This window comes from Bacteroidales bacterium, from assembly GCA_016709865.1.
GTDB lineage: Bacteria > Bacteroidota > Bacteroidia > Bacteroidales > VadinHA17 > LD21.
Map to the genome: position 1 here is coordinate 751,989 of JADJLX010000005.1, position 13,218 is coordinate 765,206.

Annotated in this window: 10 protein-coding genes; 6 read left to right on the plus strand and 4 right to left on the minus strand. The window is 39.0% G+C overall.

Annotated features, from left to right (window positions below):
• Positions 1-55 precede the first annotated feature (55 nt).
• The 3 genes from IPJ16_11825 to IPJ16_11835 all read left to right on the plus strand — a co-directional run bounded on the left by IPJ16_11825 (position 56) and on the right by IPJ16_11835 (position 2,898).
• On the plus strand, positions 56-1,042 hold the full coding sequence (locus tag IPJ16_11825) for an inorganic phosphate transporter (protein ID MBK7627856.1): 987 nt from the start codon (positions 56-58) through the stop codon (positions 1,040-1,042).
• 38 nt (positions 1,043-1,080) lie between these two features.
• Positions 1,081-1,731: a DUF47 family protein gene (locus IPJ16_11830; GenBank protein MBK7627857.1), complete on the plus strand. Its 651-nt coding sequence runs from the start codon at positions 1,081-1,083 to the stop codon at positions 1,729-1,731.
• A 177-nt stretch (positions 1,732-1,908) separates the two neighbouring features.
• The gene (locus IPJ16_11835; protein ID MBK7627858.1) at positions 1,909-2,898 is read left to right on the plus strand and encodes an inorganic phosphate transporter; all 990 of its coding nucleotides are present in this window, start codon (positions 1,909-1,911) and stop codon (positions 2,896-2,898) included.
• An 87-nt stretch (positions 2,899-2,985) separates the two neighbouring features.
• On the opposite strand, the gene IPJ16_11840 is transcribed toward IPJ16_11835, so the two are convergent.
• Positions 2,986-3,204, minus strand: coding sequence for a hypothetical protein (locus IPJ16_11840; GenBank protein MBK7627859.1), 219 nt, complete (start codon positions 3,202-3,204; stop codon positions 2,986-2,988).
• A gap of 90 nt (positions 3,205-3,294) precedes the next feature.
• Positions 3,295-4,677 (minus strand): MFS transporter, encoded by a 1,383-nt coding sequence (locus IPJ16_11845; protein MBK7627860.1) that lies wholly within the window; start codon positions 4,675-4,677, stop codon positions 3,295-3,297.
• A 201-nt stretch (positions 4,678-4,878) separates the two neighbouring features.
• Between IPJ16_11845 and IPJ16_11850 the strand changes: the two genes are divergently transcribed.
• Positions 4,879-5,415 (plus strand): DUF255 domain-containing protein, encoded by a 537-nt coding sequence (locus tag IPJ16_11850; protein ID MBK7627861.1) that lies wholly within the window; start codon positions 4,879-4,881, stop codon positions 5,413-5,415.
• An 81-nt stretch (positions 5,416-5,496) separates the two neighbouring features.
• On the opposite strand, the gene IPJ16_11855 is transcribed toward IPJ16_11850, so the two are convergent.
• Positions 5,497-6,621: a DUF4831 family protein gene (locus IPJ16_11855; GenBank protein MBK7627862.1), complete on the minus strand. Its 1,125-nt coding sequence runs from the start codon at positions 6,619-6,621 to the stop codon at positions 5,497-5,499.
• 109 nt (positions 6,622-6,730) lie between these two features.
• The gene (locus IPJ16_11860; GenBank protein MBK7627863.1) at positions 6,731-8,257 is read right to left on the minus strand and encodes an NAD(P)H-hydrate dehydratase; all 1,527 of its coding nucleotides are present in this window, start codon (positions 8,255-8,257) and stop codon (positions 6,731-6,733) included.
• Between the two features lie 137 nt (positions 8,258-8,394).
• Between IPJ16_11860 and IPJ16_11865 the strand changes: the two genes are divergently transcribed.
• Together IPJ16_11865 and thrA are read left to right on the plus strand one after the other, a co-directional pair.
• Positions 8,395-10,245 carry an MFS transporter gene (locus IPJ16_11865; GenBank protein MBK7627864.1) on the plus strand — a complete coding sequence of 617 codons (1,851 nt, stop codon included), beginning with the start codon at positions 8,395-8,397 and terminating at the stop codon, positions 10,243-10,245.
• Between the two features lie 501 nt (positions 10,246-10,746).
• A complete protein-coding gene (thrA, locus tag IPJ16_11870; protein ID MBK7627865.1) occupies positions 10,747-13,176 on the plus strand; it encodes a bifunctional aspartate kinase/homoserine dehydrogenase I in 2,430 nt (809 codons plus the stop codon).
• Positions 13,177-13,218 lie beyond the last annotated feature (42 nt).

Sequence of the window (13,218 nt, forward strand, 5' to 3'; positions counted from 1 at the left end):
CCTACCAGGTTCATTTTTCAGATCAGATATCTTAAACAAAAAATCATAGACCAACATGACATTTTTATATATTGTAGTTGCACTAGTACTGATCTTTGACTTCATCAACGGTTTTCATGATTCGGCAAACTCAATTGCAACTATAGTCTCAACAAGAGTACTTTCACCTGTTGCAGCAGTAAGTATGGCAGCCTTTTTCAACTTTATAGCTTTTCTTGTCTTTCCATTGAAAGTTGCTACTACAATCGGAAAAGGAGTGATTAATCCTGATGTTATAAACCTCACAGTTATTGCCTCTGCACTCATTGCGGCAATATCATGGAACCTTCTCACATGGTGGCTTGGACTTCCTTCCAGTTCATCACACACACTTGTAGGCGGACTAGTTGGCGCTGCGGTTGCTTATTCAGGATGGGGGTCGGTAGTATTTGCAGGGGTAATTAAAATTGTAGTATTTATAGTAATAGCTCCCTTACTTGGAATGATTATGTCGTTTTTGATATCTGCGCTGGTTATTTTTCTTGTAAGAAAAAAATCACCATCAGGGGTGGATAAACATTTCAGGAGGCTTCAGCTGCTTTCGGCTGCGGCTTTTAGCCTTGGCCACGGAGGAAATGATGCACAGAAGTCGATGGGAATTATCTGGGTAGCACTTATCGCAGCAGGTTTAGCGACCAAGAATGATCCTATTGCTCTCTGGATAGTACTTTCCTGCCAGGCTGCTATTGCATTGGGAACATTACTGGGCGGCTGGAGAATCGTAAAAACTATGGGACAGAAAATAACAAAACTAAAACCATTCGAAGGATTTTGTGCTGAATCAGCCGGTGCATTAACATTATTCGGAGCTACTCATTTTGGTATACCGGTAAGTACAACACACGTTATTACCGGAGCAATAATGGGGGCAGGTGCAAGAAAAGGCGTTTCAGCCGTAAAATGGGGTGTCACAACAAGTATTTTCTGGGCATGGTTATTAACTATACCAGTATCAGCGGTTGTAGGGGCACTTATGTTTTGGTTCCTGAATGCAGTGATTTAATAAAATATCCGGATTAGATTAATATAATATTGAAAATTATGAATATTGACAGTTTTCTTAAATTTTTTGTTCCGAAAGATCACTCTTTCTTTCCGTTATTCGAAGCTGATGCACAAAACCTCGTTAAAGCTACCGAACTGCTAAAAGAGCTTATGTCGAGCACTGATTTAGTGGAACATGAAAGACTCTATAAGGAGATCAGGGATGTAGAACATATTGGTGATGAGATTACAAACAGGACCTATGAACAGCTTAACAAGTCCTTCATCACTCCATTCGACAGGGAAGATATTCATGAACTAACTGCTCACATTGATGATGTTGTAGATTCAATTAACGGAATCGCACGCAGAATGTGCTTATACAAGCCGAAAAAAATGATACCAATCTATGTTGAGCTTGCTCAGCTGGTATATGATGGCGCGAAAGAGGTGGAAGCAGCTATTCATTGTCTGAAAGATCCGGTTGCGAATAAATCAAAAATTATGCTTGCCTGCGACAAGGTGAAAGCCATCGAGCATGAGGCTGATGAGTTATATTTCAAGGGTGTATCCGAATTATTTGAGAAAGAAGAGGATCCCAAAGAACTTTTGAAAAACAACAAAATACTCGAAATTCTTGAACGATGTGTAGATGAAGAAGAGGATGTTACAGATACTCTCAAAGCTATACTTATAAAAATGGCTTAATAATTCATTTTCAGTAAAATACAGAGGCAGGACTATAATACAGTCCTGCCTTTTTTCTTTCAGTTAATTCAGACTAACGAGTAGTTGATAATTGTCTCGAAACATTATTGTCGAATCGTTTTATATTTGATTCTATTATTATTATCTTGTTAAACCTGATCCATACAATTTTAAGTAATGGCTTTTCTTTATTTTGTAATATCATTGGTGCTGATATTTGATTTTTTAAACGGCTTTCATGATTCAGCCAATTCTATAGCGATAGTTATTTCTACTAAAGTCCTGTCACCTGTTGTTGCTGTTACCCTGGCTGCTTTTTTCAATTTTATTGCATTCTTTTTCTTTCCAATGAAGGTAGCACATACTATCGGCGGAGATGTTGTTAATCAGGAAGTTGTTAATCTGACAGTTATTGCATCAGCTTTAGTTGCTGCTATTGTATGGAATCTTCTTACCTGGTGGATAGGACTGCCATCAAGCTCTTCCCATACACTAGTGGGCGGACTCGTTGGAGCTGCAGTTATGCATTCCGGATTTGGTGTTATAATTTTTTCAGGTTTTTTAAAAATAGTAGCGTTCATTTTCATCGCCCCAATACTGGGAATGCTGATGTCATTCATTATTTCATCACTCGTGGTGTTTTTATTCAGGAAAGTCACGCCATCAAATGTTGACAAATTATTCCGCAGGCTTCAGATTATTTCATCTTCAAGCCTCAGTCTTGGACATGGAGGCAATGACGCTCAGAAATCAATGGGGATAATATGGTTGGCACTAATTGTTTCAGGACTGACTACCAAAGAAGATCCTATTGCATTATGGATAAAGCTTTCATGTCAGACAGCAATTGCTTTGGGTACACTTTTCGGCGGATGGAGAATTGTAAAAACAATGGGCCAGAAGATTACCAAAATAAAGCCATTTGAGGGATTTTGCGCTGAAACAGCTGGTGCACTGACTCTCTTCGGGGCAACTGGTTTCGGGATTCCTGTGAGTACAACTCATACGATAACAGGCGCTATAATTGGCGTAGGTGCAAGAAAAGGTGTTTCATCAGTAAAATGGGGTGTAACAACAAAAATCTTCTGGGCCTGGATTCTGACTATTCCTATAAGTGCCGGCATAGGAGCAATTATGTATCAGATCTTTAAGGCAGTCGCAGGATAACTTATTTGCTGGTATTCAATAAAATAAAAAGGGCCCTACTCACCGGCAGATCCGGATAACTATGACCCTTAAATATTTTAAATTGTCTTACTTTTTAGCCATTTCAGCACAACAAGGAGCGGCTGCAGTTTTGGCTTCAGCTTTAGGTTCGCATGCTGCAGTGGCAGAAGGACACGCTCCGCAACCGGCAGCAGCTTCAGTAGCCTGTTTCTTAACTTCCTGTGGTGCATTCTTTGCATTTACAAAAAGAATGGCTACAATTGCTAGTATCGCTACAAAGGATATTCCAATAATTACTTTTTTCATAACTGTATTAATTTGGTTTCACTGATAAACAAACATATATAATAAACAATTGTTGAGGATAAAAAGTTTGTTAAAAAATCGTTAATTCTATCAACTCTTTATATTAGGCAGTTCCAGTCCATACCCTTTCTTCTTGTCTTCAGCCTTAAGAAGAAGTGCAAACACAAGAGCAAGAACTCCGAAACCTGCAAAGATCATCATCGGAAGCGTATAGTTGTAATTTGATACCTCAACACCATCAACAAGGTGTGTTCCCGTAATACAATATTTATTAAGGACCCAGCCTATAAGAGCAGGAACACCCATCAGTCCCCAGTTCTGTACCCAGAATATCATCGCATATGCAGAACCAAGCTGTTTCTCAGGAATGATCTTAGGCACAGAAGGCCACATTGCTGAGGGAACAAGAGAAAAACCTATTCCAAGCACAATAATAAGGAATATCGCAACCGGTGTTTGTTTAAGAAATGGTATTGAGAATAATACATGGACTATTATAAGCAGAATTGATCCGAGAATCATAATACTGGCACCTTTACCCTTACGGTCATACAGATTGCCAAAAAGAGGTGTTAAAAGAATTGTACCAAAAGGCAGCAAAGCAGGAATTGAACCGGCAAATTCCGGATCAACACCGAATTTATTAACCATTAAATCAGATGCATACTTCAGGAACGGGAATACAGATGAATAGAATAACACACACAGGATTGCAATATACCACCATCCCTTATTTGTAACTATTAACCAGATATCTGATAAACGAAATGATTCCTCCTCTTCAGTAACACCAGTTCTACCTGCTTCAGCGGAAACCGATGCATCCAGTTTTTTATCCATGAATGTATAGATAAAGAATGCTATCATACCAATACATAACATTATAAGGCAAACAAGAATCGGAGCTGATACACTTCCGAAAGCATTAGCTATCGGAACAGATGTCGAAAGCGCCAGGGCAGTTCCCATCCTTGCTGTAGCCATCTCAAGTCCCATTGCAAGGGCAAGCTCCTTCCCTTTAAACCATTTAACAATAATCTTTGAAACAGTTATTCCGGCTACTTCCACTCCTACCCCGAAAATCGCAAATCCAAGGGCAGCAATCACTACCTGCCCTTTCATTCCGAGGATAATCGATGAATCAAGTGAGTGAGTGGAGATAGCCCAATATTTCAGAGCAGTTCCGATAACCATAATGATGGTTGCCATCTTACCGGTAAACCTTACTCCCATCTTATCGAGAATGATTCCGCCGATTATAAGCATCACCAGGAAGACATTAAACCAGCCGTATGCGCTTGTAAAAATGCCGTATTCTGCACTGTTCCAAAGAAGTTCTTTCTCGAGCAATGGTTTCAGCGGTGCCATTACGTCTGTTAAGTAGTAACCGCATAACATCGTAAAGGATACGACGGCCAGCGCACCCCAGCGTGCAACCTTGGAGTCGCGTAAAGTATTTGTAATAGTTTCCATAAGTATTGTTTAGATAATAAAATGTGTGGCGTAAATGTAGAAAATTTAATAATTGAAAATCCAGAAATTGAACAGTTATCTTAAACTAAACTTCGGTATGATTGTTGATATGTTTAATATGAGCATAAAATTTTTGGTTTTATACTAACATTTTGGCTTATTTTGCAAAAGATTTAAATAACATTTTAGTTAATTAATTATATGAAAAAGAGTTTATTAGTTTCACTTTTATTACTGGCTGTAATTACAGTCAAATCACAGACTGCCAATTCAGATGTTAAATGGCTGACAATTCAGGAGGCTGAAAAACTTAACAAGACTGCTCCCCGTCCTTTCTTTATAGATACATATACTGACTGGTGCGGATGGTGTAAAAAGATGGATAAAGAGACATTTACCAATCCTGTTATTTCAGATATTCTTAATAAGAAATTCTATCCTGTAAAATTCGATGCGGAAGGAAGTGAGAGCGTTACATTCCTTGGTCAGACTTTTATAAATGACGGAAAAGCAGGAAAAGCTCATCAGCTTGCTGTTGCTTTATTACAGGGTCAGTTGTCCTACCCGACTGTTGTATTCCTGACCACCCAGAAAGACGGAAAACTGGGCGTCTCGCCTGTACCGGGTTTCAAGGAGCCAAAAGAGATGGAGATGCTTCTCAGCTTTTTTGCTGACAAGGCATATGAAACTTCAACATGGGAAGCGTTTCAGAAGAGTTTTCAGGGGAAGGTGAAGTAGCACAGGGCACAGGGCACAGGGCACGGGACTCAGGGCAATAGCGTAGAGCGTAGAGCGTAAAGCGTATGGACTTAAGAGAAACTATTTACCAATAATATAGTTTGCAGGAAGCTGGACTATATTTCCGAATTGATAGATAAGTTTTCTTGAATTGTAGAGTACTTCTGTACCAATACTGATTTTAATATTAGCAACATCGGGAACTCTGTAAAATAGTTTATCGTAAACAGTCCCCTCTGAATCTGATTCTGGTTCAGGTTTGGTAATAAAAGTAATTTCTTTGCTTTTCTTTTCCGGAACAAATTCAATAACAACCGGTTTGCCGCCTTTGGAGTTTTCAGCCAATGGTCCTGTTATCTCCGATAACTGGAACAGTATAACCTGCTTTCCAATCATATCTTTTGAAGGAATTACCTGACTGGTAAATGTCCGTTTTTCAATAATAGTCTTTCCTGCAAAAAGTTCAGTATACTCCTTTTCAATACGGTTCATTTCGTTAATAGAAGCATCATTCTGTGGAAACACATTAGCTTCACCTGTCAGAATCAGATGCTTACCATCCCTCATTTCCATCAGCCTTTTTGCTGCTTTCTCAGCGAGTTGCTCGGTAGTGAGTTTCTTTTTCTTCTCAACAATGTATGGGATCCTTATAAACGTTGAATCAATCGAAACACGTTTATAGGCAGTATCGCGTTGCATTAGGTAGTATTCGTCTGAACCAAGATCGAACGATATAAACTGGTCAGTTCCATTTTTATCCAGTCCGGGTTCAAAGCCTGATGAAAAACCAACTGAGTTAAGATCAAGAATAAGCCCTTCATTCTTAAGTTTCAGGGCATTGGTATGTAACAGCGAATTACTTTCGATCACATATAACTCTGAAGGGTCCAGCTCCTCATTTGTTTTAACGGTAATCCCGCTAACCGCCCACGATTCATTTTCCTTAGTTATCACCTTATCAAGTCCAAGCAGATCTCCTGCAAATTTTGCATATGGTCCGGGAATTTCGATTGTTCTGTCCATTTCAACAATCACCGTAAAAACTGATCTCGGAAGGCCGTAAACAACACTTCCCTCTTTTACTGAGTTAGCCTCCGAGAGAGAAGATACCGAGACCTGCTGATTATCAAGCTTTCTTACAGGAAAGCAGGAAGAGATCATAATAATACCGCAGATCAGGAATGATATTTTTTGAATTGGTTTCATAGTATCTAAGTTCAAAGTTCAAAGTTCAAAGTTCAAAGTTCAAAGTTCAAAATGCAAAGTTAAAAATCAGATTCGTATTATGCCGTAACGCCTTTACGCCGTTGTGCCATTACACCTTTACGCCATTGCTCCGTATCTTATTAAACGCCTTTCCTATACAATTAATTATATCTGATGCAATAATTGATTCATAACACGATTCTTCCGCTGCAATATCACCTGCCAGACCATGAAGGTAAACGCCGGTTATTGCAGCATTTTCCGGAGAATAGCCCTGTGAAAGCAAAGATAGGATAATTCCAGTTAGAACATCTCCGCTGCCACCTGTAGCCATACCAGGATTACCGGTGCTATTAAAAAATACTTCACCGGATGGTATCGTTATCGTTGAATGAGCACCTTTCAATAACACTATACAGTTATACTTTTCTGAAAAAGCTATCTGCTTCTGAAGCCTCTCATAACTATTTTTTGTTTTACCAATTAGCCGTTCAAACTCTTTTGGATGAGGTGTAAGTATTGTACTGGAGGGCAATAATTGCAACAGATCAATATTTAACGAAATGATATTCAATGCATCAGCATCAATCACGAGTGGCTTTTTACACTCTGCCAAAAAAGATTTTAAGGCAAGCTGAGTTTCTTCATCAGTCCCTATACCCGGACCAATCCCAACAGCAGTAAAATTTTCAAGAGGGCCGATTCCAGAAATGATTTTTTCTGATCTGTCGTTTATAACCATTGCTTCAGATACAGATGACTGAATAATCAGATTCCCTCCTGATGGTATATGACAAGTAATTAGACCTGCTCCGCTTCTCAAAGCTGCCCATGCCCCAAGCACTGCAGCGCCCATCTTTCCTTCTGATCCTGCGATTAGTAATCCATGTCCGTAAGTACCTTTATGATCAAACTTGTTTCTGCTCTTTAATAATGGTAAGATATCGCTGCATAAAAGTAGTCTGTAAGGTGAGACAGTCGTCTGAATGGCTTTTTCATCCAGTCCGATTGGCAGAACTATCCACTCTCCCGCAAACTCAGCATTCTCAGGAAACATAAAGGATAGTTTCGGGAACTGAAATGTGAGGGTATAATCAGCTCTTATTATGCCGGTATCTGAATTATTTGTATTGTCCTCACCAAATAGTCCGGATGGCAGGTCGATTGAGATAACGAGCGAATCTGTTTTATTTATCATCGAAATTACCTCAGCCGGCAATCCGGTTACAGGCCTTGTCAAACCTGAACCAAAGATTGCATCTATAATAATATCACCTGATCTTAAGAAGGGTAATTGACTGATATCTTTTATAGTATTGATTGTAACATTTGTTACATTTTGAAGACGATCGAGATTCAGTCTGCAATCATCGGAGATTTTATCAGACACACTAATGAACTGAACATCTGCCATATAACCGTTACTTCCAAGCATTCTGGCTAAAGCCAGTCCATCACCCCCATTATTACCTGTACCTGCAAAAATCACAAAATGTTCAGAAATACCATACCTGCCGGTTATCCAGTTAAACAGCTGTGCTGAAGCCCTCTCCATGAGATCAATTGAAGCAATTGGTTCATGACTGATTGTATATGAATCTATTTCTTTTATCTGTTCACATGAAACTATTTTCATCAGGTGTTTATTTGTTTACAAATTTAATATATTTGTTTGAGGACAATACCATTGTTTTTTATCATGTTTGCCTGGCAAGAAGGATAGTGAACAGGAATTGTGAGTATGAATTAATTACTAATATAAAAATAACTAATATGTTAAAAAATCATCCTAAGGGACTGCTTGTAGCCTTCTTCTCAAATATGGGTGAAAGGTTTGGCTTTTACACAATGATGGCTATCCTGGTGCTGTTTCTTCAGGCCAAGTATGGCCTCCCAGCTGAAGAAGCAGGCGAAATCTATAGCTGGTTTTATTTCAGTATATACGCTCTTGCACTTGTAGGAGGTATTCTTGCTGATTCAACAAAAAAATACAAAACAGTTATTCTTTTCGGTATAATAATCATGTTTGGAGGATATCTCCTTATGGCGCTGCCCGGAATGCCTCTGATGTTTACCATTCTTGCACTATTCACAATAGCTTTTGGTAATGGTTTATTCAAAGGAAACCTACAGGCTGTAGTCGGGCAGATGTATGATGATCCGAAGTACTCAAAACTTCGCGACTCTGCGTTTATGATTTTCTATATGGGAATAAATATCGGCGCTTTTTTTGCCCCGTTTGCCGCTTCGGCAATGAGGAACTGGTGGCTTAAAACAAATGGATTTTCCCATGATGGATCTCTGCCTTCACTTTGCCATCAGTTTAACAATGGCACACTTAACGACACAGCCAGATTTCAGGAACTTGCTAATGCGGCTAATCTTGCAGGTCCTGTAACTGACCTGAAAGTATTTGCTGAAAGTTATCTAGAAGTATTTGCAAAAGGATACAATTATGCATTTGGAATAGCAGCCGTTGCAATGGTCATTTCCCTTATTGTGTATGTATTCTTCAATAAATACCTGCCGAATAAGGAAAAAGCTACAGTAAAAGGAGAATCAGAAATCCCATTCAAAATCACACCCTTTTTATCTGCATTCGGAGCATTAATTGTTACCGGTTTAATCTTTAGCTTTATTCTAAGTTATGCTACAGGAAGTCCATTTGGCAAAGTAGTTGCAAACGGAATGGCTTTCGGCCTCTTTGCCGGTTTTGTTACCTGGATGCTAATGAGTTCAAAAAAAGAAGAATTCCCAAAGGTATCATCACTTATCCTGGTATTTATTGTTGTGATCTTTTTCTGGATGTCATTCCACCAGAATGGTCTAACACTTACAATGTATGCCCGCGATTACACTGTTAAACAGGTAGAACCATTCACAAACGTTTTCTTTACGATGCCTTCAATTCTGGCATTTATCGGGTCAATTGCCGGTCTTGTTCTTCTTGTTAGAAAAAGCCTGAAAGCAAATGTAAAAGTCATAGGAGGAGCACTATTTGTTGTAGCATTCCTGCTTTCAATATTCTTTATCACAGGATTTGACCCAAGCGGGCTATTTGGCAAGGTATTTAATGCATTCGGTCCCCAGAACTCAATATCTCCTGAGATTTTCCAATCGTTCAATCCTCTATTTATTGTAGCGCTTACATTTCCTGTAATGGGAATTTTTGCATGGATGAACAAAAAAGGTATAGAACCTTCAACACCTAAAAAAATCGGCATTGGAATGATAATTGCAGCAATAGGTTTTATTATAGTTCTTATTTCCTCGCTGAATCTTTCATCACCTCAATTACTTGCTGGTTCACCTGTGGCAGATGCAGAAAGAGTCTCACCATACTGGCTTATAAGCAGTTATCTCATCCTAACAATAGCAGAACTTTTCCTGAGTCCAATGGGTCTGTCATTTGTATCAAAAGTAGCACCATCAAGATTCCAGGGCTTAATGCAGGGAGGCTGGCTGCTTGCAACAGCAGTAGGCAACAAACTTCTCTTTGTTGGAACCATTTTATGGGACAGAGTTGAGCTTTGGCAATTATGGCTCGTATTTATTGTATGTTGTCTGCTTTCAGCCGGATTTATCTTTTCAATACTTAAAAAGCTTGAGAAAGAGGGGAAATAGGTAATATATAAAATCTTATAGTAAAAGAGGCTGACCGAAAATCAGCCTCTTTTGTTTTGCTAATTCCAGGGGATCCCTCGCTGGCGCTTCGGGATGACACTGGATACGAGGTCTAGGGGGGGAAAGAAATGGCGATTCGCTATAGAATAAATATAAGGTAAATAAATTGTCTGCGAATCGCCATTTCTTTCCCCTCTTTGACCCTCTATTGACGTGTCATCCCGAGCGATAGCGAGGGATCCCCGGGATTCAGCAGGTGTATAGTAAGAATAATTTGCCGTCAGAAAAGCACTATGAAGGAGTGAACCGGATTTGAGATCATCCTCATTCAATTACAAAATAATCAAATATTATATCATCAATATAACAAATCATATAGTTTATAATCCTAAATATTTAATATCTATAATTATTTGCTGCTATTTGCCATATTTTTGCTATTTTTGCACTCTTAATCTATGCATCCTTTGAGATGCATTTTTATTTATTAAGTTTTAAGCCATGAAAGTCCTGAAATTTGGAGGCTCATCAATAGGAACACCTGACCGGATAAAGGGAGTTAAAAGGATTATAGAATCAAACGAAGCCAAATGCGTTGTTGTTGTATCAGCATTTCAGGGTGTTACCGATGAGTTAAAAAAAATATGCGAACTGGCTTCATTAAGAAACGATGAATACAAGACGCTATTTGAAAAGGTTCGCTCAAGGCACTCTGAAGCAGCTAAACAGCTTATCAAAGACAGGAAGCTCACTGACCTGAAAGAAAAACTCAAAATTGTCTTCGACAACCTCCATGAAACACTGAAAGGTATTTATCTTCTAAGAGAATTGAGCAAACATTCTCTCGACCAGGCCCTTTCAACAGGAGAAATAGTCTCTTCCCTGATAATCAGTACATATATTGATGGAAGCAAGTATGCTGATTCACGTTCCTTTATCAAAACAGACAGTAATTTTGGATTTGCTGGGATCGACTTTAAACAGACAAACTCGCTTATTAATAATCATATAAGCAAAGAAGATAAGATTACTATTGTTCCGGGATTCGTTGCAAGCAATCTTTCTGGAGAGACAACAACTCTTGGAAGAGGAGGTTCTGACTATACAGCTGCAATAATTGCTGCTGCAATAGATGCTGAAGTACTTGAGATATGGACTGATGTAGACGGATTTATGACAGCAGATCCAAAAAATGTTGAAAAAGCATATGTAATTGAGAACCTTACATATTCCGAAGCAATCGAGCTTTCCCACTTCGGGGCAAAGGTTATCTATACTCCTACTCTTAGGCCTGTATATAAGAATAACATACCTGTACTGGTGCTTAATACCTTTAAACCTGAGTTAAAAGGAACTTTAATAAGTAGTAAATCTGCCGATAACAAAAGGAGTCCGATTAAAGGGATCTCATCTATAGATCATATCGATCTCATAACCCTTCAGGGAGCAGGCATGGTTGGTGTAACAGGCACATCCATGAGACTCTTTGGTGCCCTTGCCGGAAGAAATATCAACATAATTCTGATTACCCAGGCTTCTTCTGAATATTCAATAACATTTGCTGTTACTCCTGCAGACTCAGTGATTGCGGCTGAAGCGATACATGAGGAGTTCAAAACCGAAATTGATATTAATAATGAACTAAAAGTTTTAATTGAGAAGAATCTGTCGATAATAGCCATCGTCGGAGAGCAGATGAAGAATACTCCCGGGATATCTGCCACACTCTTTAAAGCATTGGGAAGAAATGGCATTAATGTTATCGCAACAGCACAGGGATCTTCGGAATTGAATATTTCTGTAGTAATTAAAAATGAGAGTCTAAGGAAAGCTCTTAATGTTATACACGACGGATTTTTCTTATCACGATTTAAAGAGATGCATCTCTTTATAGCTGGTACCGGACTTGTAGGGACAAGCCTTCTGAAGCAGATTCAAAAGCAGCATGCAATACTTCTTGCGGAACACTCTCTGAAGATCAACCTGATTGGCATAACCAACTCAAGAAAGATGGTAATCGACCGGAAAGGTATCTCACTTGATGACTATAAAGAGACTTTGAAATCTTCGGCAGAAAAGGGTGATATTAAAGAGTTTGTCCATCAGATGACAAAACTGAATCTCCGAAACTCGGTATTTATTGACTGTACCGCCGACGAAGCTGTAGCTGCCAGGTACCCCGCCATATTGTCAAAATATGTTTCAATTGTAACAGCCAATAAAATTGCATGCTCTGCTGACTTCACGTATTACCAATGCATTAAAAATCTTGCCGGCGAGAGAGGTGTCAAGTTTATGTATGAGACCACTGTTGGTGCCGGACTTCCGATCATAAAAACAATTAATGATCTCATTCTTAGCGGAGATAAAATCCTTAAAATTGAGGCCGTACTATCTGGTACAATGAATTTTATATTCAATGAACTGAGTCCGGAAGTGCCTTTAAGCTCTGCTATTAAAAAAGCCAGGGAGAAAGGGTATTCCGAACCTGATCCAAGAGTAGACCTTAGCGGAACTGATGTTGTGAGGAAGATTCTGATACTTGCACGCGAAGCAGGCTATGCAATTGAAAAAGAAGATGTTGAAGTCAATAAGTTTCTTCCTGAAGATTGCTTTGAGGGTGACCTGAATGATTTTTTTGAGAAGGTTAAGGGTTATGATGCTGAGTTCGAGAAAAAGAGAAAAGAGCTTGTCAGACAGAATAAAAAATGGAGATTTTTTGCTACGCTTGATGAAGGAAAAGCCAGAGTTGAACTTTTAACTATCGGTATAGACCATCCATCGTTCAACCTCGAAGGCAGCAATAATATAATTCTGCTTACAACAACAAGATATCATGAATTACCTATGGTTATTAAAGGTTATGGAGCAGGTGCTGATGTGACTGCGGCTGGAGTATTTGCGGATATTATGAGGGTTGTGAATGTTTAAATGGCGCAGGGCATGCTTCGGCTACGCTCAGCAACCTAAGTA

Coding starts and splice junctions, on each gene's coding strand:
- IPJ16_11825 (MBK7627856.1), top strand. CDS start 56: ATGACATTTTTATATATTGTAGTTGCACTAGTACTGATCTTTGACTTC.
- IPJ16_11830 (MBK7627857.1), top strand. CDS start 1,081: ATGAATATTGACAGTTTTCTTAAATTTTTTGTTCCGAAAGATCACTCT.
- IPJ16_11835 (MBK7627858.1), top strand. CDS start 1,909: ATGGCTTTTCTTTATTTTGTAATATCATTGGTGCTGATATTTGATTTT.
- IPJ16_11840 (MBK7627859.1), bottom strand. CDS start 3,204: ATGAAAAAAGTAATTATTGGAATATCCTTTGTAGCGATACTAGCAATT.
- IPJ16_11845 (MBK7627860.1), bottom strand. CDS start 4,677: ATGGAAACTATTACAAATACTTTACGCGACTCCAAGGTTGCACGCTGG.
- IPJ16_11850 (MBK7627861.1), top strand. CDS start 4,879: ATGAAAAAGAGTTTATTAGTTTCACTTTTATTACTGGCTGTAATTACA.
- IPJ16_11855 (MBK7627862.1), bottom strand. CDS start 6,621: ATGAAACCAATTCAAAAAATATCATTCCTGATCTGCGGTATTATTATG.
- IPJ16_11860 (MBK7627863.1), bottom strand. CDS start 8,257: ATGAAAATAGTTTCATGTGAACAGATAAAAGAAATAGATTCATATACA.
- IPJ16_11865 (MBK7627864.1), top strand. CDS start 8,395: ATGTTAAAAAATCATCCTAAGGGACTGCTTGTAGCCTTCTTCTCAAAT.
- thrA (MBK7627865.1), top strand. CDS start 10,747: ATGAAAGTCCTGAAATTTGGAGGCTCATCAATAGGAACACCTGACCGG.